The organism is Microcoleus sp. Pol7_B2, assembly GCF_036701035.1.
GTDB lineage: Bacteria > Cyanobacteriota > Cyanobacteriia > Cyanobacteriales > Microcoleaceae > Microcoleus.
This window is the reverse complement of record NZ_JAUBQB010000003.1, coordinates 119,855-141,464: the sequence shown is the minus strand read 5'-3', so window position 1 is coordinate 141,464 and position 21,610 is coordinate 119,855. Positions and strand designations below refer to the sequence as shown.

The following is a 21,610-nucleotide window of genomic DNA, read 5'->3' as shown; positions in this document are numbered from 1 at the left end:
TTCTAAGCAATTAGCAGTCATCAGAGAGAAAAATTATGACAGTTTTAGAACAGGGAACAATCTCAATCCATACCGAAAATATTTTCCCGATTATCAAGAAGTCGCTATACACTGACCACGAAGTCTTCTTGCGGGAACTAATTTCTAACGGCGTCGATGCCATTGCCAAACTCAAAATGGTTTCCCGTTCCGGCGAATACGGCGGCGACATGGGCGAACCGCAAATCAACATAGCGATCGACAAAGAAAACAAAACCCTCTCAATTTCCGATAACGGGATCGGCATGACCCCCGACGAGGTAAAAAAATACATCAACCAAGTCGCTTTCTCCAGCGCAGAAGAATTTATTCAAAAATACCAAGGCAGTGGCGACGACGCAATCATTGGTCACTTCGGCCTAGGTTTCTACTCTTCTTTCATGGTGGCGAAGAAAGTAGAGATTGATACTCTTTCTTACCAAGAAGGCTCCCAAGCAGTACACTGGTCTTGCGACGGTTCTCCCGCTTTTGAACTATCAGAATCTTCCCGCACGGAACGCGGCACTACTATTACTCTTACCCTCCAAGACGAAGAAGAAGAATATTTAGAACCGACTCGCATTAAGCAGTTAATCAAAACTTACTGCGATTTCATGCCAGTTCCCATCAAATTTGAGGGAGAGGAACTCAACAAGCACAAAGCAATTTGGCGGGACTCAGCCAGCAATTTGCAAAAAGAAGATTACTTGGAACTCTACCGCTACCTTTACCCGTTCCAAGACGAGCCGCTGTTGTGGGTACACCTGAATACAGATTATCCTTTCATTGTCAACGGGATTCTTTACTTTCCCAAACTGCGCCCGGATGTCGATGTTACCCAAGGCAATATTAAGCTATTCTGCAACCAGGTTTTTGTCAGCGACCACTGCGAAGAAATTATCCCGAAATTCTTGATGCCGCTGCGGGGCGTTATTGACAGTACCGACATTCCGCTGAACGTTTCTCGCAGTTCTTTGCAAAGCAATCGCACTGTGCGGAGAATCGCTGATTATATTGCGAAAAAAGTGGGCGATCGCCTGAAAGAACTCTACCGCGACGACCGTGACGAATACATCCGCTGCTGGCAAGATATCGGCACTTTTGTCAAGTTCGGAACTCTCAACGATGACAAGTTCAAAAAGCAAGTCGAAGATATTTTAATCTACCGCAGCACCTACGAACCAACAGCCGAGAAGCCAGAAACTGTAACACCAGAAGTTCAGGTGCAAAGTGAGGAAGGAGATTTGTGGCAAGATGTCACTCCGAAGTCGGAAAATTCTAGTTCCACCCAGCCTTACACGACTCTAAAAGAGTATTTGGAACGCAATCAAAAACGCCACGAAAATCGCGTTTTTTATTGTACAGATCCGGCGTCTCAAGCAACTTACGTGGCAATGCACAAAAGCCAAGGTTTAGAAGTGCTGTTTATGGATTCTTTCATCGACACGCACTTTATCAGCTTCTTGGAAAGAGAATACTCAGATGTCAAATTCTCGCGGGTTGATTCCGACATCGACGAAACGCTAATTGACAAAGAGAAAGAAGCGGAAATCGTCGATCCGGCGACGAATAAAACTCGCAGCGAACAAGTTAAAGAGATGTTCCAAAAAGCTCTCAATAAGCCGAAAGTGAACATTCGCACAGAAGCTTTGAAGTCTGACTCTGCGGAGGCGACGCCACCTGCGATCGTACTTTTGCCGGAAGCTTTGCGCCGGATGCGCGATATGACGGCGCTTTTGCAGCAGCAAGCCGCCGAATTCCCCGAAGAACACGTTTTGCTGGTGAATACCTCTCACCCGCTGATTCAAAATCTGGCGAGTTTGAGTCAGGGTGCGATTATTCAAGGCGGCGGGGAGTCTCCGTCAAGTCAGTTGGCGAGTATGATTTGTCACCACGTTTACGACTTGGCTTTGATGGCCCAGAAGGGTTTCGATGCTGAAGGGATGAAGGATTTTGTCGAGCGATCGAATCAAGTCTTGACAAAATTGACTGAACGTGCAATGTAATTAACCCCCCCAACCCCCCCTTGCTAAGGGGGGGAGTAAGAGTCTATTTCTATTGGTAAAGGGATAAGTCAAGCCTTCTTCCTTCTTCCTTCTTCCTTCTTCCTTCTTCCTTCGGGTATAATGAAATGCTGCACGCAAAAAACAGTAATCTGGAGGGAAGTATGTCACGGAAATGTCAGCTAACGGGAAAGAAGGCTAATAACGGTTTTGCAGTTTCTCACTCGCACCACCGCACTCACAAATTGCAAGACGCCAATTTGCAGTGGAAGCGGGTTTGGTGGCCGCAGGAGAAGCGCTGGGTAAGATTGCACCTTTCTACAAAGGCAATTAAAACCTTGCAACACAAGGGTTTGGAAATCATGGCGAAGGAAGCTGGAATTAATCTTTACAAGCTTTAAAAAACTTGGCTAAATTAAAATGAGGGCGATCGCACATTTGAAAGTGCGATCGCCCTTACTTTTAGAGAAAAACCTTTATTAAAGCTATTTTCGGCATTTTAGTAAATAAGTAGTCATCTCGCCTTTGCCTTTAACTTCGATCGCGCCGCGACTTTCAAAGGAATACTTTTCTCGCAACTGCTGATAAGTTGTCTTTGTTACCTGAATACACCCCGGCAAGCCGTGAGATTCCATGCGGGAAGCGGTGTTAACGGTGTCTCCCCACAAATCGTAAATAAATTTTTTAATACCGATGACTCCGGCGACAACCGGGCCGCTGTTGATGCCGATTCTGATGCTGAAATCTTGATTGTGGATATTGCTGAAGTCAGTAATTGCCTGCTGCATATCGATGGCCATTTGGGCGATCGCCTCTGCATGATCCCTGCGGGGCATTGGCAATCCTCCTACTACCATGTAAGCGTCGCCAATGGTCTTAATTTTTTCCAATCCGTGCTTTTCTGCTAGGAGATCGAATGTGGAAAAAATGTCGTTAAGCAAGGAAACTAATTCGGGGGGAGAAATTTGGGAACTAATTTGGGTAAAACCGACTATATCTGCAAACAATACTGTTACTTCGGCAAATGTATCGGCGATGATGCTTTGGTCTTGTTTTAATCTATCGGCGATTGGTTGCGGTAAAACGTTGAGTAGGAGACGGTCGGATTTTTCTTGTTCTAAGCGCAAAGCTGCCTCAGCTTGTTTGCGAGTTGTGATATCTTGAACAGTACCTTCGTAATAAAGCAAATTTCCGTAGGAATCGCGCACGGTATAAGTATTTTCCGAAATCCAAATTATGCTGCCATCTCGGCGGTAAATTTGAGATTCAAAATCCGATACTTTTCCTTGTTCTTCTATGAAGCGGACAACTTCGGCGCGGCGATTGGGGTCAACATAAAGTTGTTGGCTAATATCAGTTAGTGTGCCGACCAATTCCTCGCGTGAACTGTAACCGTAAATGCGAAGCAAAGCAGGATTGGCGCTGAGATATTGCCCATCTGGGGTAGTTTGAAAAATGCCGACGATCGCATTTTCAAAAATGCTGCGGTATTTTTCTTCAGCTTGCCGCAGCGCTTCTTCAGCCCGCTGGCGTTCTCGCGCTTCCATTGCGAAAGTTACAGAGTCTGCTAGAGAAACAGCGAAACTTTGTTCTTCAATCGTCCAAAAGCGGGGCATTCCTACGTGTTCTAAACAGAGAACTCCTGCTGTTTCTCCGCCTATTTGAATCGGCGTATCTAGCATAGAAGTGATGCCCAAAGGAATTAGGTAAGATTCCGCAAATTCTTTAGTTCTAAAATCGTTTTGCGCGTCAAAGGCAGCAATTGCGCGTTCTTCTCGCAGTGTTTGAAAATAGACAGGATAGTCTGCTGCTGTTAATTTCAAACCGTGTGAGTGCTGGTTGAGAGTGCGATCAAACAAATCTAGGCACTCCATCTTGGATTTAGTGCGATCGTACAGCCAGACGCTCGATCGGGCAACTTCCAGAGTACGGCTAGCAGTTTGAGTTATTTCTTGAAGCGCTTTGGTTAAGTCGCCTTGATTCAGCGCTTTATTTTTGGCTAAATCAATTAATGCCGATTTCTGTTTCTGTAGTTGAAGTTCGCTTTGTTTCAGGGCATTTGTCCGCTCTTCAACTCGGATTTCCAGCTTTTCATTCAGCTTTTGCAGCGCTATTTCAGCTTTTCGGCGATCCGTGATATCTGTGCCGATGCAGAGGATGCCCAAAAGTTTGCCCGCTGAATCAACCAGCGGTTTATTTGCCCAAGATACCCAAACGCGATCGCCACTGCGCCGGATACTTTCATTTTCATAGCTGGTAAAGCGATCGGGATTTTGTAAAATTTGACTATAAACCAACTCTAAGTTATTTCCTTCACAGTCCGTCGGTGGAATAATGGTTCCCAAGGCATTTTTTCCCAGAATTTCTTCCTCTTTGTAACCAAAGAATTTTTCGGCAAATTCGTTAAAAAAAGTAATATGGCCATTAGCATCCAATTTCATAATAATGCTGCTAGCATTTTCCACCAATTCTCGATATTTAATTTCGCTCTCCCGCAGAGAATACTCTGCTGATGTGCGTTCAGCTACTGTCGCTGCCAATAATAGCGAGGTAATCGTAATTACACCCATAAAAGCTTGCAAAAATAATATAGCCTGATTAATATTGTCTGCTTTGGCTGTGAAGGGCCCCCCTCCATGAGAACTGCCAAAAATTGCGATGATTGAGACAATAAACGATGCTATGACAGCAGCTCGCTGACCGAATTGAAGCGCAGCCCACATGATCAAAGGAAACGGCAAATATTCCAGGGGATAACGAGAAATCGAAGCTTCATGTTTCGACTCAAATACCAGCCAGCTCACCCCGATCAATAATATTAACCATACTCCTCGCTCAATTAAATAATTTTTCTGGGTTCCTGTTTGTAGTTTTAAACGATTTGCGGTTACTTGAGGACGAATAAATATTAAAATTAAGGGAGTTATAATTAAAACTCCCATTGTGTCTCCCAACCACCAATTCCATCGAGCAGACCAATATTCACTCCACTCTATTTTCCCAGCTAAAGATAGAGAAAATGCGCCAATAGTGCAACTGATTTGAGTAGCAATTAGACCGCCAAACAAGATTAAATTAATTACATCTTTCAAACGTTCGAGAGAGGGACGAAACCGGAACCAGCTCAGGGCAGTTACTGCAAAAACCGCTTGCAGAATTGCCCCGGCGTTTCCTCCCAGCCAAACCGCAAATATCTGTTCATTTGGGTTAACAAAATTTAGCAGAAATGTGCCCAAAACTATGGCCGGCCAGACTTTACTCCCAAACAATAAAAGTCCGGCTTGGGCAATTCCTGCCGGTGGCCACACCGAGGCAGCAAAAGGATTGACACCTTGAATTGAAATTGCTAGCCTCGCCCCCACGGCGTAAGCGACCGCAACGACAGTTACTTGGGCTAAGTACCGCCCAATTCGGGATTGAGGGAATCGAAGAAACTGATTTAGGTTCAGATTCATATCGAGTTTTAAGTTTTAGATAATTTCACATCTCAAGGAAGTTCGGCAACGGATTCTGTAACGGATGTAACGGATGTAACGGATGTAACGGATGTCAGGAAGAGGGAAGAAGGAAGAAGGAAGAGGGAAGAGGGGGGAGTATCTCATATTTGTAAAAACACTTCTTCTGCCTCCTGCCTCCTGTCTCTTGCCTCCAAACTCCAATTTCTAGCTGGAGTGCTTTCATTGAGATGCTCCCAAAAGGGGAGCTAATGTAGGGTGTAGACCGCGCAGATTGCGATTTTAAATGTAGGTGCAGCGCGCACCTTACTGATTAAAAAGTCTTAGCTGACGGCGGCTTCAATCCACTGTTTCAACGTAGAATTTACTTCATCAATGAAAATTTCCTGGGATTTGTGAGTTGCTCTTTCCACGACTTCAACTTTGCCTGCTTTCAGCGAACGACCCGGAACAATGCGATAGGGAATGCCGATTAAATCGGCATCTTTGAATTTAACTCCTGCTCGTTCATCGCGGTCATCTAGTAACGTTTCAATGCCTGATTGATTGAGTTCTGCATAGAGTTTTTCGGCGACTTCTACTTGTTGGGCGTCGGAAATATTGGGGATGCTAATTATGGCGTGATACGGGGCGATCGCCACTGGCCAAATTATCCCGTCTTTGTCGTAGGATTGTTCTACGGCCGATTGAGCTAGCCGCGACACGCCGACGCCGTAGCAGCCCATCACAAAGGGCATTTCTTCGCCTTGTTCGCTGGTGTAGGTGGCGCCCATTGCTTGGGAGTATTTTGTGCCTAATTGGAAGATGTGGCCGACTTCGATGCCTCTGGCGCTTTGCAAGGTTTGTTCGGGGTTGTGCACTGCCCGATCGCCTTTTTTCGCCGTCCTGACACCCACAACCGTTGCTGGTAGAGGAAATTCTTTGTTCCAATTGGCCCCGACGACGTGGTATCCTGATTCGTTTGAACCGGTGACAAAGTTTGTCAGGTCAACTGCAGTGCGATCGACTAAACGCAAAAACTTAGAGTTTACCTCCTTACTTCCAGCTATATAATCATCAGCAACATCGGGAGCCATATAACCGAGAGGTAAAGATTTAGCCGCCCATTTCCGCTGAGCTTCCGCATCCGGAACAGTCAAAAATAAAACTGTTTTAGCTTGATAATTGCCTGCTAACTTCGTCAATTCATTGAGCAACTTTACCTGATTCACATCTTGGTCGCCGCGAATGCTTACCAATACCAAGACTGTGATACCATTGTCGTAAACTGCCTGGTAAAGCACATTTTTGACAACTTGCGTCGGAGAACATTTCAAAAACTTGCATAGTTTATCAATTGTTTCAGTTCCCGGCGTTTCCCGCTTTTCAAAAGTTGCAAAGGGCGACGGTTCGGCATCAGCAGGCATCGAGACAGCCTTTTCCACATTCGCGGCATACTGACCGTCTTCAGTATAAAGAACTTCATCCTCGCCCGCTTCAGCCAGCACCATAAACTCTTGAGAACCAGAACCGCCAATTGCTCCCGAATCAGCATCTACTGCTCGGAATTGCAAGCCCGATCGGCGCAGCATATTGCTATAAGCTTGAGCCATATCCTGATAAGTTTTTTTCAGACTTTCTTCGTTAGTGTGGAAAGAATAGCCATCTTTCATAATGAATTCGCGACCGCGCATCAAGCCAAAACGCGGGCGGATTTCATCGCGAAACTTAGTTTGAATTTGATAAAGATGTAAAGGCAATTGCCGATAGGAACGAATCATATCTTTAGCAATTGTAGTAATTACTTCTTCGTGAGTTGGGCCCAGCCCCAATTCTCGCTGCTGCCTGTCTGTCATGGAAAACATAATACCTTCAGCTTGAGTATAGGTATCCCAGCGGCCGGATTCTCGCCACAAATCTGCCGGTTGCAATTGCGGGAGGAGACATTCTTGAGCGCCGGTAGCGTCCATTTCTTCGCGCACAATTTGAGAGACTTTTTTGAGAACTCGCCACATCAAAGGGAGATAAGCGTAAAGGCCGCTACCGATGCGCCGGATATATCCGGCACGGAGTAATAGTTTGTGGCTGGGAATTTCTGCTTCTGCGGGGTCTTCGCGCAGGGTGACAAAAAGCATTTGAGAGAGTCGCATAGCTGATTTCCTTAAAATACCGAAGGATTGTAATCTCAGATTAACTTCTGATATTATCAGAGGTGAGGCGGATTTGATTAAATATATGAATAAAATTTGGCAAAACTACGAAAAAGGTATGGCAGTATTTGATAATTGTCACTCTCCTACTGTGCAATCTCAGTGGCTTGCTTTAAAAGATGAAATAGGAGAATTTGTTCGAGAACCTAATTTAAGCGAAATTTGGGATATTGTTCATGCTGCTGGTCGATTGCTTTACAAAATAATCGGGATTCCCTTATATTTACTGGCCTATCCTACTGTTCGCAAACACAGTCAACGTTTTGAGGAGTACGGCTGTATTCGCAGCCTTCGCAACTGTGAGGGTAAATGCTGCGGCAAAAATTCGTAGCATAGACTGCGGCGCACCCGATATCATGTTTGTTGAATTGCCTGCAATTAGATCTAGAAACCCTCGATCGCAACCGACTGATTATGCAGCTCAATCCCTCGGAATTACTACCTCGTTTTGAACCTACAAATCAAACGGAATCCTCAACTAGGTAGCCCACGATAGGATATCTAGGCTGAAGCGCTTCGCACTTTATTACTATTGATCGTTGGTGGCGATGGCGCCCGCCTCAAACTTGCCAGTTTTATGCGAACTCTGCTGCTACCACTCGCATCAAAACTAATTTCTGACTTTAGACGGATTTATTTTTTCGCTTCCACAGCCATAATAAGCAGTAAGGATGAGATAACTAGAGAACTGATTTACTACTCATTCCAATTTCACTAATAAGGCTTTCCCTAAGATAAAGCCAAACCAACACAAACCATCATCTAAAGATTACAAAATCCCCTATAAAAAAGTTGGGGACTATTTTCGCTATGCCGAGTTAGGCATAAAAACTTAGGAGGGAAATTATGTTTCAAAGCGAGTTATTAATGTCGCTGTACACTCCCCAAGTCAATAGGGGCCAAATGCCAGTAGAAATGCCAGTAGAAATGCCAGTGCCAGTACAAATGCCAGTAGAAATGCCTGTACAAATGGATGTGCCATTTGACCACCCCGATATCGGAGGGCTGATGTTTTTAAGCCCGCAGTTTTTCGTGGCATTAATTGCCGGAGTCATCATGGCTTTCGGCTTCCAGTTCCTGTTAACAAATTTCTCGATCGCCGCCAAAATCTCAAATTGGGACGAGGCTTTACCCGACGATGACGATGATGATGAGTCCGAAAGTTTAGGCAAGAAAGTTCGGAAAATCGAAGGTTTAGTCGGGGGTTGGATTTTAGTCACCGTTAACCTGGCTTTATTTTTGGCTTGTTTTCTGGCAGTCAAACTAACTTCAATTGCCTCGGTAGACGGAGCGGCAATTATTGGTGTGGTAATCTGGGCTGCGTACTTTTTAACGCTGGTGTGGCTCGGTTCTAGCGCCGTCGGTTCTATGATCGGTTCCTTGATAAAAACTGCTTTTTCAGGGCTTCAAGGCGTCATGGGTACTGCTGGTGCTGCGATCGGCGGCAAGATGGCTAGCGACCAAATGGTCAATACTGTAGAGGCATCTGTTGCCGCTGTCCGTCGCGAATTGAGTTCGGCCGTAGACCCGGATAGCATTCGCGAAACACTGCAAGATTATGTGGGTTCTTTGCAGTTACCGAAATTAGATGTTAAGGAAATTCGCGGTCAATTTGAAAAGTTGCTGGGCGATGCAGATATCAAATCTCTTGCCGGAAGCGACGTTCTGAAGAATGTTAACCGCCAGACTTTTGTGGATTTAGTTAAGAGTCGCACCGACTTTTCTCAAGAGGAAATAACTCAAGTTGCTGACCAACTCGAAGGTGTTTGGAAGCAAACTTTCGGCAAGCAGCAAGAGCAGAGAGACCCGAATTTAGAGTTGGTTGATTTTCTCAAGTTTGCGGCTCCCGATTTGCTGAAGTCTGACGAACTCAACGCCAAGCTGTCTCAAATTCTCGAAAGTAGGGAAAACAAATCGGAATCCAGCAGCGGCATGAAGCGAGCCATGCAGTTGGGTGTGGAAGCTCTTGTGGGCACTGTTTTGTCGCGGACGGATTTGTCGGATTTGGATGTGGAAAAAATCTCTGGTCAGTTGCAACAACTGACAGCACAAGGGACTCAAAAAGCTAAATCTTTGGCTTCTCAGGTGGGTGACAAAGTGCCTGCGCTGCCTTTCAATACAGCTAAGGCAGATGTGGAAAACTACTTGATGAATGCCCAACCGTGGCATCTCAACCGGGAGACAATCAAGCAGGAATTTAGGGATGTTATTTACGACCCGGAAGCCTCTCCTGGGGCGGTGTTGCGACAGTTAGAGCTGTTTAATCCCGATTATTTTGTAGGGATTCTAAGCCGCCGCGAGGGGTTTGCTCCGGAACAGGTGACGGAAATTGCCGAACAGCTTGAAGGTGTCCGACAAGAAGTGTTGGAAATTGTGCAAGCTGCTGCTGGTGAAGAACAGTCTCAAGATTTGCGGAGCCGGATTGAGAATTATTTGCGATCGACTGGCAAAGATGAGCTGAATCCTGAAGGTATCGAACGGGATTTCCAAGCGCTTTTGGAAGACCGGGATGCTGGTTTTGAGGCTTTGCGCGATCGCCTTTCGCAGTTTAACCGCGATACTTTGGTGCAGTTGCTCGGTCAGCGGGAAGATTTCAGTCCAGAGGAAGCCGATCAGTTAATCGGGCGGCTCGAAAGTTCTCGCGATCGCGTTATTTCTAGAGCTCAAGAATTGCAAGAGCAAGCGCAATCGAAAGCCCAAGAATTGCGGCAAAAGGTAGAAGACTATCTCCGCAATACTAATAAGGAAGAACTCAATCCTGAAGCGATCGAGCGCGAGTTTCAAACGCTGTTAAACGACCCGGAAGCCGGATTTAAAGCGCTGAGAGAACGCTTGTCTCAATTCGACCGCGATACGCTGGTGCAGTTGCTGTCACAGCGCCAAGACCTCAGCGAAGAACAGATCAATCAGGCGATCGACCGCATTGAATCTGTGCGCGACAACATTATCCACGCCCCGCAAATAGTTGCAGATAGAGCTAAGCAGCAGTACGAGGAAGTTACTGCAAAAATTGGCGAATACCTGCGGAATACAAACCTCGATGAACTCGATCCAGAAGGCATCAATCGGGATTTGACTAAATTGTTTGAAAATCCGAAAGAGGGTGCTTTGGCACTTCGGGATAGACTTTCTCAGGTCGATCGCGAAACTTTGGTCAAGTTGCTGTCGCAGCGGGAAGATTTGAGCGAAGAACAGATCAATCGGACGATCGATCGCGTGCAAGATTCGATTCGCAGCATCGTGAAATCGCCCCGCCGCTTGGCATCTCGCGCTCAAAAAACAGTCCGGGATTTCCAAGGCAGTTTGGAAAATTACTTGCGGAATACGGACAAGGAAGAACTCAATCCTGAAAGCATCAAACGCGATTTGCAGTTGCTGTTTAGCGAGCCGGGAATGGGGATGCAAAGTTTGGGCGATCGCGTGAAGCACTTCGATCGATCGACTCTGGTAGCATTGTTGTCGCAGCGGGAAGACATCTCGGAAGAGGAAGCTAACAGAATTGCCGACCAAATTGAATCTGTCCGCAACCAAATTGTCGAACAAGTTCAAATGGTTCAGGACAAGTTTCAGTCGGCAATGGACGGTATTTTCGGAAAAATCCGCGATTACCTCAATTCGCTGGAGAGACCCGAACTCAACTACGAAGGCATCAAGCGGGACTTACGCAAAGTGTTTGACGACCCGCAGGCCGGATTTGACGCGATTAAAGAGCGTTTAGGTGAGTTCGATCGCGGTACTTTAGTTGCCCTGCTGAGTTCTCGTTCCGATATTTCCGAGACTGACGCGCACCGAATTGTTGACCAAATGGAAGGAGCCCGGGACAGCGTTTTATTGCGAGCCGAACGCCTGCAATCAGAAGCTAAAAAACGCATCAAACAGCTCAAGAAAAAGACCAAGCAGCAAGCAGAAGATGCGCGCGAAGCTGCAGCAGCCGCAGCTTGGTGGCTGTTCGGTACGGCTCTGACTTCTGTGGTTGTTTCCGCTTTGGCTGGAGCAATAGCAGTCAACGGTATTTCTGGTTTGTTTAGCTAGATTTTCAACGAGTTTGAAATAAAGTTCTCCTGATTCTAGGCTGGCTGTTTGCCAGCCTATTTTCTTGGGAATAATATCAGAGTCCTTCAGGATTCTATAGTTGGCGGCAATACTCTCGATAAATCGAGCGCCAAGTCGTGAAAATAAGGCAGATTAACAGACTCGTTCGGCAGAAAAATCAGCGTCCTGCGATAACCAAATTGGCCAGGGGCATTCTGATACGGCTCGCTGTAACATTCCAAGCAAGTTTGTGATAAATTAAATATCCAATAGTTCGAGATTCCGGCTTCAGCATAAAGGGGGAGCTTAACCTGTTTGTCGTAACTCAAAGAAGAATCTGCAATCTCAATCAGCAACAGTATATCCCCTGGACAGGGGTGAAAGAGATAGATAGTCGTCAGGGCGATTTTGTACGAGCGAAAAATCAGGTTCAGGTTCGCTGTTTGTCGGTAAAACGATGGGAGATTGACACTGTAAAGTTGCCCGCTCTGCTACTAGGGCGCTTAATTCCCGCAATAATCTTCTCAGACAGGTTTCGTGAGCGGTACTTTTAGCAGCGATTTTCACAAGTGCTCCATTAATTAACTCAACTCGATCGTCCTCACCAAAGAACCCCAGTTCTGTCAGGCGGTGATATTCCGCTATGGTGAAGCGTTTTGCAGTTGCGATCGACATAACAGCCACCTAAATAGAGGTCTGTTGCGATTATAGGCGATCGTCGATCGGCTAAACAATGCTAATCATGAGCTCCGCTAACAACAATCTTGGCAAATTTCCCTCATCCTTTGGTTGCAATTTTTCCCAATTTTGGTAAATTTACTCCCCGAACTTATGTCCGGGATCATCTCTGTCTTAAGCAAGATTCTAGCATCACTATTTATTAGGTACTTTAACTTAAGTAGCAAACAAAAGTTTTCTCACAAATAAGAAAACTGAGCAATACATATTATTTTGGAGGCTTGAATGACCTTTACTACCAGTGCTTACGACCAAGGAAAAGCAGATATTAAGCAGTTGAGTGTAGACGACCAATTAGGTTTGCTGTGGTTTGTTTACACCGAAATGGGCAAGTCAATAACGCCAGCGGCTCCCGGTGCTTCCGGTTCCGAAATCGCTCAGGGTTTGTTCGAGCAAGTCAAGCCTCTGCCCCACCAAGAACAACTACAAGTAATGCGGGACATTGCCTCAAAAGCCAATACCGAAATCAGCCGGATGTACGGCTCAATGAGTCCTGAAACCAAGCTGGCTTTTTGGTATTTCCTAGCAGTAGGAATGGACGAAGGAACTATTATTCCTGTGCCTCCAGACTATCAACTTCCCGAAGCAGGAAAAGCTTTATTAGGAAAGATTGAGGGGATGGATTTCCAGCAGCAAATTGATTTCCTTCGCGGTACAATCTTAGAAATGGGTGCTGAAGCCGCTCCGGGGGCTGGCATTTAAAAATAGGGCTTACGAAAAAAAAACTGGTTTGTAGGGGAATATGGGGTGCCGCAACGAGGCATCTAAGAAGAAACCGGGTTTTTAGCCTTTTGATGCGTAAGTCCTCAAAAAGATTAGTAAGTAGATCAAACTCATACCCCGCGCCAGAAACCCGGCTTCTTCAAGAAACCGGGTTTCTGGCTGTTCGGTTTTTTTAGGTTTACGGCGAATACCCGCACTTTACAGCTAATAATTGAATTCAAGGGATTTGTTCCCCACAACTTCCGGCGCAGCGACTGTTAAACGCATATCTTCGGAGCCAAAAGTTAGCAAGGGCTGCCCTAAGTTTAAACTGGCAAAAGGACTTTCTTCTGCCACTTCTAATTCGCCTTTAATCAAACCGATGCGAGACTGTAATCCTCCTTTAAACAACAGCAAATTGCTGCGGTCAGCGCTGAAAACATTTCCGCTAAAAGGCAGCGGTAAGGCTAAAGTTTGCTTGCTGTAATTGAGGCTGCACAGTTGACGGTTTCCTTGGCTAACTGTGACTCGGTAGCCTAGCGGTGCTGCCTTTACCGACTCGCTGCCTTCCCAGGTAAATTGAGCTAATTCTTTAGGAAGTCCCCAAATTTCCCGTCCGCCGGCTACCGAGTTAGGATTGTCTACATAAATATGGGAAATCCAAGCACCCCATTTTCCTGCATAATTGACGATCGCGCTAACTACAATTAACTCATTGTACTCCATCACCGAACCCAACCCGTAGGAGGATATATAAATGCCACCTAGGGTTTTTCCTGGCAATAAAGAGACAATTTCTAACTCAGAGGGAACCAAGGGGCGCACTCGTGCCACATCTACCAATTGTAAAGTCTGAACAGCATAACCTTGCAGATTCCAAGGTGCAGGTGGATATACCATTTTCAGTCATGAAATGTATGAGATTTTATATTTATTTTAGCTTGCCACTTCAAAAAGCAACAATTTTTGGTATTTCTTCACAAGTTTTTAGTAATTTACTTTATTTAAACAAATTAATATGTGACGATAAATTGGATGAATAGTTGACGTGGGTTATCTGTTGTATGGGGGCGGGTTGAGTAATATTGTTAGTAGGAATTAGATATTATTCGTCAAACCCGCCCCTACAGATATTATCCGCGTTAATCCGCTTAAATCAGCGGTTAAACACCTCCAAATCTACTTACTAGCATAACCCGTACTTACCAAAAACTCCCGCAACTTCCCAAAGAATTGAGTGCGATCGCGCCCTTGATAAACTCTCTCCAACAACTGCCAACCTTCCGCCTCCTGGCCCATAACATACTTGTTCGCCATGAAGGCCGCCAAAACCCCCTTCACCTCCCCATTTTCACTCAAACGCTTGTTAGATTCTAGCCAAAGCTCAGCAGAATTCGTGTATACTTCCACCGGATACTCTTTGCTAACATTTTGCATTTTACCTTGGCGGTACTGCCAAATTTGCAGCGGAAAGCGAGAATCAGCGTAATTTGTAAAAGCCTCGGAAAATCTGCCGTCCTGACTCTTAAACTCTGGGATATCATTTTTGCCAAAATCGACTATTTCGTAACTCACATTGCCCCAAAAATGCTTGATGTGACTGTACTTGTTAGCCCCCGATTCGTAGCGGTAAATAAACGAATAATTGCAGCATCGGACGCCGCTTTTGATGGACACTAAATCTGCCAGCACTTCCGGTTCTTTGTCCCCGTCTAAATCACGGATTCGCAGCGATAAAAAACGTCCTTCTGATATTTCTTCGCTGGCTCTTTTGTCGGGATTATCTACTAGAGAGCGAGTCGGAATCAGCACTGGTTCTTCTAATAAAGTTTTACCGTCGCGGATAATTCTGATGCGGAGATTTTTAGCATTTTCTGCTTCTTTTACGAAAGAAACTTCCGCCCGAACTTTCCCCGCTTCCGAGATTTCTGTTGTTATCGGCGGGCCGATATTCGCCGGAACTTGGGCGATATATTCGGCAGGAACTAAGGCACTTTGGCCGGGTTTGGCGATCGCCTGACAGAAAAAAGTTGCGACTTCGGCGCGAGTAACATTCCGAGTAGGTTCTAGCTGTTTAACCGCAGGATAATTGACCACAAGTTGTTTTTCTGTGGCCGCGGCGATCGCATTTCTTGCCAGTTCGGGAATGTCCCGCGCATCCTCAAAAGTCGCATCCAAAATCTCAGCCGCCGACCCCGTAGGTGTATATTTCAAGCCGCTGGTTAAAGCTACCAAAGCCTGCCAGCGGGTAATATTCAAAGTGGGGTTAAAGATACTGCCACTGTATCCAGACATAAAACCCGTCTGATAAGCTTCTCGAATTGCTTTAAAACCCCAGTAATTTGTAGGAATATCTGCAAAGTCGATCGGAGCGCGGACGGTTTTGGCATCGGGAAAAGCCATGCGAACCATCGCCGCAAACTCAGCGCGGCTGACGGGGCGATTCGGGCGAAAAGTGCCGTCTTCGTAATAGCCACTGATGATTTTTTTCTGCGCTAACTCCTCAATGCAAGCTTGCGCCCAATGGTCGTTAACATCCTTAAATTTGGCTTGAGCAAATGCCGGCGCTACATTCAGACCCGGAAACATTAAATTCCCGATGATTATCCCCAGGGCTACCAGTAAACCGATGATAGCTTGCCATCTGTGCGATCGAATCATAGAACAGACTCCTCTACTTACAAATTGGCGATCGAAACTTTCATAAAAGTTATATAATATCAGGTATATTAACCTGATTTAATACCATTTATTACAAGTTAATCGGCGACTAAGGACACGGCAGTGCCGTGTCCCTAATTTTTCGAGTTCCTATAATAAAGCTTACTTCGACTCTAAAGTCATCTCCATCGCCATTTTTGTGGTGATTGTTGATTCTTCTGAGCTGCCAGCATTTTTAACACTCATTTCGCTATTTGAACTAATAGACACACTAGAGCGCCAAGGAATTAATCTATCCAAGCGCCCTGTAACTTTTCCCCGGCCCTGAGAACTAAAAGATTTGAGGCTTAAGGTAGTTCCAGCAGGCAATTGGGGAGAGGTAATATTTTGGGGGTTGGCTTGCTGCTCTATACTTACATTCAGAGACACAACTCCATCTTGCCAGCTATCCAATTCATAGGTAGCAATGTCATTCACATTCATGCCACTGAAATCAGAGGAAGAAGAAACGCGCCATTTGGCTCCTTTTCCGACTGCTTCGGCAGGCAGCGGCGAGGCTAGTTGTTCTAGAGATTTAGACATTTGTCCAACCATTTGTTTGAGGTTGTTGTCAGCTTTTTCGGGCAAAATAATGTCACCTCCTTTATGAAAACCGCGATTGTCCATGATGAAAGAGACTTTCACTCCCACCATGCTTTTGAGTGCGGAACGCATGGAATCTCGGACGGCTGGTGGCATATTTCCAGTATCGCCGACGATATCTGAGTTAGTATAAGCAAACTCGTAGTGAATATCGCCATTGGGATCAATTTTAGTGACTTTTGTCTCGAAAGTCATCACCGATACTGGAATTTTAGCCCCAGGCGAAGACCGACCGGATGCGGATATTTCCATATCCGTTTTTACGGTCATAACAGTTGTTTCTTTGACATCGATAGCGGGTTTTAAACGCAGTTCCTGTCGTGGTTCCACTCCCGGATTTAGCAGTTCCACTTGCGGGGTTTTCGAGTTGGGGGCAGGCGCGGATACGCCAGGGGCTGGCTGCTGCACTACAAGTGGAGTTTCCGCGCTTAGGGAAGCAGGAGAAAGCTCGATCGCCCATCCGGCACTTACCAAACAAAGAGATGCAATAAACTGTCTTTTTTTCATTAACTTAATTTCCTGTTATTTGAATGTTGGTCTGTTCCCACAGTCTATCGACTGTCACAAATTTGTAACCTTTGTACAAAAGCAATGGAATTATTTTATCCGCCGAAGCTGCAACATCTTCGCCGCCGCAATAGCCGTCGTGCAGTACAATAATAGATCCGTTTTCAGTTTGCTGCACGATGCGACTAATAACTTTCTTAACCCCCGGCCGCACCCAATCTTCCGGGACGACACTCCACATTACAGGGCGATATTCCCACTGTTGCAATAACTCTAATGTTCGCGGCGTAAAAATGCCGTTGGGCGGCCGCACGTCCAGGATTAATTTTGGGTCTAAATCGCAAGCTTTGGCAATTGCTTTTTGCGTGTCTTCTAAACTTTGTTTGAGTTCGTGGGTTTTGAGTTTGGGAAACGATATATGCTGATAGCCGTGGAGACCGACCCAGTGTCCGCGATCGTACACTTCTTTAGCCGTTTCTGGATGGCGGTCAACGCAAAAACCTAGCCAGAAAAAACTAGCTTTGATGTCGTATTTATCTAAAATTTTTAACAGTTGAGGTGTGTGCTGACGGTGCGGCCCGTCGTCAAATGTGAGGGCAATTTCTCGGCTGTTGATATCTCCAGTCCACAGACATCTGGGAAAAGCAGATTTGAGGATGGGATGAACGACAGGAAACAGGGGTGCTAGTGGCATTGATTAACCTTGTTAAATGCGATCGGGTAGAAATGAAGCTGCGTTACAATAGAGTAAAGTTAACTCAATCTAGGTAAATATGACAACTACCGTTGAGATTGGAACGCTAATTGTCACCACGCCGGGAACTTGCGGCGGCAGCCCCCGCATCGCCACAACCCGAATTACCCTAGAAAATATTGCTATTGATTTTAATGCTGGGCTGACTCCAGAACAAATCATTGATAAAAAACCGCACTTGACTTTAACACCCATTTATGGTTCACTAGCCTACTATTATGCGAACAAAGACAAAATTGACGCGGATATAGCGGCAGAAAACGCTGAGTGGGAGCGCTTGGAATCTGCATATACGATTAAACTTAAGCCGTTACAATACAAGAAGATAGGAATAGTTGGGAGCTTATAGTAGAGCTGAATAACTGTTAGTAAAAGATGAGCTATCGCAACTAAAAAAATCATTAAGTCTTTTGATAGAGCCTCAAAGTATATCCAATAAATCGACCTCTATCTCGCGGTCGATGCGCTTGCCCTACCGTGTCTTCCTATACTAAACACTATCAAAACTAATCGACCAATCATCAAGGAGGAAAAATGACCGAGGAATATTTAGCCGAACGAACAGTTTCAGCCGTATTTAAGGAAGAAGAACAATTAGACGGCGTAATTCGGCGCTTGCTCGATCGCGGAGTTTCCCGCGAACACATCTCAGTCATGGGAAAAAACTTTCAGTCTAAAACTAGAATTGCCGGCTTTCTTACTAAAAAAAATGTGATTTTAGGCGGTCTGCGAAGCGGGGCGATTTTTGGTTCATTATTCGGTTCTTTTTTGGGTTTGCTAACTGGCGTCGGCGTGCTGTTTATTCCCTTTGTCGGTGCAGTAGTCTCGGCAGGCCCGCTGGGTGCTGTACTGTTGGGTGCAGCTAGCGGGGCGATCGCAGGTTCAGCCGGTGCGGGTCTAGTTTCCGCTTTAGTCGCTTTGGGAATGCCCGAAGACAAAGCAGCTATCTATCAAACGCGCGTTGAAGCAGGCGAATTTCTCGTGATGGCAGAAGTTCCCGCAGATAAATCGGGCGAATTTCAACTCTTGCTAGAAAGTGCAGGTGGCCAAGAAGTTTCAGTTAGCGAAATGACGCTGCCGCGCGCCGTCAAAGGTCGCTGCAATAGTACGGCAGACTTGTCTCCCGAAGTGCGATCGCACCTGTCGGAAGCTGCTCAAAAAACCTTTATGGAATCATACAACGCCGCATTTGATGAAAGCAACGACTCGATACAAGCGGAACACACCGCTTGGGACGCCATTCACCAGCAATACGAAGAAGATGAAAACGGCGTTTGGACTAAGCCTTTAGCGAAAGTCTAGTCTTGCAATCGCAGTAAACTAATAAAAAATACAATCAAGCCTCTAGAACTGTGGTTCTAGAGGCTTTGACGATTTTAGATTTTAGATTTTATAATTGTGAAAAACTTAATTTTTAATCATTTGGGAATGGCTGAAAGTCTCATGAGTTTTTGAAAGTGGTATTGCACTAGGTTGCGTTGTCAAGTACAATCTATAGGCTTACAATAGAAAATTGAGTTAAGCAAATGCAAAAATACGTTTGTACAGTTTGCAATTACGTCTACGATCCAGCAGAAGGCGACCCCGACGGAGGCATAGAGCCCGGTACTGCCTTTGAAGATATCCCCGACGATTGGGTTTGTCCCACTTGCGGGGCGGCAAAATCCGATTTTGAACCCGAATAAGCGAGAAAAAATTTGTCCGATCGAATCCTCAAAATTACAGTCATTGGTGGCGGTGCTGCTGGTTTTTTTAGTGCAATTACCTGTGCCAAAACCTACCCCCAGGCCCGCGTCACTTTACTAGAAGCTGGCCGACAACTCCTGGCAAAAGTTCGCATCTCTGGCGGCGGGCGCTGCAACGTTACTCACGCTTGTTTTGATCCCGGTATTTTAGTGCAGAATTACCCCAGAGGTGGAAAAGCTCTGCGCGGTGCTTTTACTCGATTTCAACCGCGCGATACTGTTGAATGGTTTGCAGGTCACGGCGTCAAGTTGAAAACCGAAGAAGACGGGCGAATGTTTCCGACCACAGACGATTCGGCGACAATTGTTAACTGTTTGATCCGCGCTGCTGAGGATGCAGGCGTAAAAATTCGCACCGGCGATGCAGTAGTTTCAGTAAAGAAGTTAACAGGAAATACGGCAGAAGGCGAACACGGAGACACCGCCCCTAGTTTTGAAATTGAGTTGAAATCCGGGGATAAATTGAAGTGCGATCGCATTCTTCTCGCTACAGGCAGCAATCCGTCGGGTTATAAGTGGGCAAAAGAGTTAGGTAATACTGTAGAACAGCCCGTCCCTTCTCTATTTACTTTTAATATTTCCGACAGCAGAATCCAAGATTTAGCCGGAATTTCTGTTCCTAATGCTAAGGTGAAATTGCCGGGAGCTAAATTAGAACAAAGCGGGCCTTTGCTAATTACTCACTGGGGTTTGAGCGGGCCTGCTGTCCTGAAACTTTCGGCTTGGGGTGCGAGATTTTTGCACGATCGCCATTATAAAACCTCTGTGCTGATTAATTGGCTTCCCCAGTACAATGCGGAAGTTTTGCGACAGCAACTGCTAGCGGTTAAGTCGCAGTTGTCGCACCGATTGATTGTCTCTAGCTGTCCGTTTCCGGTGCCGCGCCGCCTGTGGGAACGTTTGACAAGTTCGATCGGCATTGATGAGCAAAAACGCTGGGCCGACTTATCTAACAAAATCCTCGATCGCCTCCTGCAAGAACTCGTTCAAGGCGAATATCAGATTGCCGGAAAAGGGGCATTTAAAGAAGAGTTCGTCACCTGCGGCGGTGTCAACCTCAAAGAAGTCGATTTCAAGACAATGGAAAGCCGCCGCTGTCCCGGACTTTTCTTTGCGGGCGAAATCTTGGATATCGACGGCGTGACGGGCGGTTTCAACTTCCAAAGTGCTTGGACTACGGCGTGGTTGGCCGGGAACGCGATCGGCAAACCATCCGATTTGAGATTTTAGATTGGGGAAGATTTGCCCTGTAAAGGTTTGGGACTTGCGAGCGCGCGATCGGCTTCCCAGTATTAAATTTTGTGTTATTTTTGAATTAAGGCGCACCAAATGTGAGTCAACTTCGGCTTGCAGACAAAATTCGCAGTTTTGCGAAGTTAACATCGGGGAAGACAGATGAAAAACTTGAATCTACAAACCCTAAAGTTCGATCGCAACCTTGACAGCCATCTTGACTCACCTTTCATCGAAAAAAATGGCTTGCTGGAATTCAACCCCAAATTTATCACTCCCGAATTTTTAACAACCTGGACGTTTGAAACACACCTGTACGACGAACAAGTTGCGATCGACCACTTTGTCATCACATTTCCCAGCCGCGCCGAACTCGAAAAATACGCCGAATCTTTTTATCCCTTGGGCGCCAAAATTGTCGAAGGCCCAGACTTGTTCCCGATTAACTTTTGTTCGACAAACATTAACGTTCCCTCCGATTTGTGGCTGCATTTAATGACCTTATTAATGCCAGCGGGCGGCTTAGTAGTATTAGATGCGCCCCACGCAGCCGGCGACCAAAAAAACCGTTTCCAGGAAGAAAGAGGATTAGCAGCAGTTCACCACGTCGCGATTCGAGTCGAAAACGTGCAGAATGCTGCTAAAATATGGCAAAATAAAAACTTTAAAGCGCTATCAGAGCGTCCTCTAGACTACGGCTCATTAACCCAGTGGTTTCTGCAAAACCCCGCCGGACAAATTCTCGAATTAATAGAACGTCGCCCCGGCAACAACGCCACTTTTGACTGCAAAAACATCGCAGGTTTGCGCCTTAGTGAAGTCGCCAGTCAGTAGGGCTGGCAAGATGCCTCTCCCACAATTCCCAATTATCTCGTTCCCAGTCTCTGACTGGGAATGCCGATTCGGAGGCTCTGCTTCCCGTCTTTTCACT

18 protein-coding genes are annotated in these 21,610 nt (G+C 45.9%); 10 read left to right on the top strand and 8 right to left on the bottom strand.

Translation table 11 applies throughout. The features are described 5' to 3' along the window. The first annotated feature begins 35 nt into the window (after window positions 1–35). Both htpG and rpmB read left to right on the top strand, forming a co-directional pair. Entirely contained in the window at window positions 36–2,024 is a 1,989-nt protein-coding gene (gene htpG / locus QUA57_RS02345) for a molecular chaperone HtpG (protein WP_333059241.1), read from the top strand. A gap of 161 nt (window positions 2,025–2,185) precedes the next feature. Beyond that, entirely contained in the window at window positions 2,186–2,422 is a 237-nt protein-coding gene (gene rpmB, locus QUA57_RS02340; protein WP_006634309.1) for a 50S ribosomal protein L28, read from the top strand. An 84-nt stretch (window positions 2,423–2,506) separates the two neighbouring features. Here the strand turns inward: rpmB and QUA57_RS02335 are convergent, their stop codons facing one another. Next, the gene (locus QUA57_RS02335) at window positions 2,507–5,476 is read right to left on the bottom strand and encodes an adenylate/guanylate cyclase domain-containing protein (RefSeq protein WP_333059240.1); all 2,970 of its coding nucleotides are present in this window, start codon (window positions 5,474–5,476) and stop codon (window positions 2,507–2,509) included. A gap of 323 nt (window positions 5,477–5,799) precedes the next feature. Continuing rightward, window positions 5,800–7,605, bottom strand: coding sequence for a proline--tRNA ligase (gene proS / locus QUA57_RS02330; RefSeq protein WP_333059239.1), 1,806 nt, complete (start codon window positions 7,603–7,605; stop codon window positions 5,800–5,802). An 85-nt stretch (window positions 7,606–7,690) separates the two neighbouring features. Here proS and QUA57_RS02325 point away from each other — a divergent pair, with 85 nt between their 5' ends. Beyond that, complete coding sequence (locus QUA57_RS02325; protein WP_333059238.1) at window positions 7,691–7,996, top strand: hypothetical protein; 306 nt, start codon at window positions 7,691–7,693, stop codon at window positions 7,994–7,996. A 515-nt stretch (window positions 7,997–8,511) separates the two neighbouring features. Next, complete coding sequence (locus QUA57_RS02320; RefSeq protein WP_333059237.1) at window positions 8,512–11,697, top strand: MFS transporter; 3,186 nt, start codon at window positions 8,512–8,514, stop codon at window positions 11,695–11,697. Window positions 11,698–11,783: 86 nt separating this feature from the next. On the opposite strand, the gene QUA57_RS02315 is transcribed toward QUA57_RS02320, so the two are convergent. Further along, a complete protein-coding gene (locus QUA57_RS02315; RefSeq protein WP_333059257.1) occupies window positions 11,784–12,026 on the bottom strand; it encodes a Uma2 family endonuclease in 243 nt (80 codons plus the stop codon). Between the two features lie 16 nt (window positions 12,027–12,042). Next, window positions 12,043–12,372, bottom strand: a complete 330-nt coding sequence (locus tag QUA57_RS02310; RefSeq protein ID WP_333059236.1) for a Uma2 family endonuclease — start codon at window positions 12,370–12,372, stop codon at window positions 12,043–12,045. Between the two features lie 288 nt (window positions 12,373–12,660). Here QUA57_RS02310 and QUA57_RS02305 point away from each other — a divergent pair, with 288 nt between their 5' ends. Then, a complete protein-coding gene (locus tag QUA57_RS02305; RefSeq protein ID WP_333036605.1) occupies window positions 12,661–13,137 on the top strand; it encodes an orange carotenoid protein N-terminal domain-containing protein in 477 nt (158 codons plus the stop codon). A gap of 225 nt (window positions 13,138–13,362) precedes the next feature. On the opposite strand, the gene QUA57_RS02300 is transcribed toward QUA57_RS02305, so the two are convergent. The 4 genes from QUA57_RS02300 to QUA57_RS02285 all read right to left on the bottom strand — a co-directional run bounded on the left by QUA57_RS02300 (window position 13,363) and on the right by QUA57_RS02285 (window position 17,641). Further along, complete coding sequence (locus tag QUA57_RS02300; RefSeq protein WP_333059235.1) at window positions 13,363–14,037, bottom strand: acetoacetate decarboxylase family protein; 675 nt, start codon at window positions 14,035–14,037, stop codon at window positions 13,363–13,365. A 279-nt stretch (window positions 14,038–14,316) separates the two neighbouring features. Further along, window positions 14,317–15,798 (bottom strand): S-layer homology domain-containing protein, encoded by a 1,482-nt coding sequence (locus QUA57_RS02295; RefSeq protein WP_333059233.1) that lies wholly within the window; start codon window positions 15,796–15,798, stop codon window positions 14,317–14,319. A 162-nt stretch (window positions 15,799–15,960) separates the two neighbouring features. Beyond that, window positions 15,961–16,947, bottom strand: coding sequence for a DUF6263 family protein (locus tag QUA57_RS02290; protein WP_333059232.1), 987 nt, complete (start codon window positions 16,945–16,947; stop codon window positions 15,961–15,963). Window positions 16,948–16,951: 4 nt separating this feature from the next. Continuing rightward, entirely contained in the window at window positions 16,952–17,641 is a 690-nt protein-coding gene (locus tag QUA57_RS02285; RefSeq protein ID WP_333059231.1) for a polysaccharide deacetylase family protein, read from the bottom strand. Between the two features lie 79 nt (window positions 17,642–17,720). Here QUA57_RS02285 and QUA57_RS02280 point away from each other — a divergent pair, with 79 nt between their 5' ends. The 5 genes from QUA57_RS02280 (at window position 17,721) to QUA57_RS02260 (ending at window position 21,513) form a co-directional block, all read left to right on the top strand. Beyond that, window positions 17,721–18,050, top strand: a complete 330-nt coding sequence (locus tag QUA57_RS02280) for a DUF433 domain-containing protein (RefSeq protein WP_333059229.1) — start codon at window positions 17,721–17,723, stop codon at window positions 18,048–18,050. A 185-nt stretch (window positions 18,051–18,235) separates the two neighbouring features. Further along, window positions 18,236–19,003 (top strand): ChaB family protein, encoded by a 768-nt coding sequence (locus tag QUA57_RS02275; protein ID WP_333059227.1) that lies wholly within the window; start codon window positions 18,236–18,238, stop codon window positions 19,001–19,003. A gap of 224 nt (window positions 19,004–19,227) precedes the next feature. Next, the gene (gene rd, locus QUA57_RS02270) at window positions 19,228–19,386 is read left to right on the top strand and encodes a rubredoxin (protein ID WP_333059225.1); all 159 of its coding nucleotides are present in this window, start codon (window positions 19,228–19,230) and stop codon (window positions 19,384–19,386) included. Window positions 19,387–19,410: 24 nt separating this feature from the next. Beyond that, window positions 19,411–20,676, top strand: a complete 1,266-nt coding sequence (locus tag QUA57_RS02265) for an NAD(P)/FAD-dependent oxidoreductase (protein WP_445304451.1) — start codon at window positions 19,411–19,413, stop codon at window positions 20,674–20,676. A gap of 165 nt (window positions 20,677–20,841) precedes the next feature. After that, window positions 20,842–21,513: a hypothetical protein gene (locus tag QUA57_RS02260; protein WP_333059221.1), complete on the top strand. Its 672-nt coding sequence runs from the start codon at window positions 20,842–20,844 to the stop codon at window positions 21,511–21,513. Window positions 21,514–21,610: the final 97 nt, after the last annotated feature.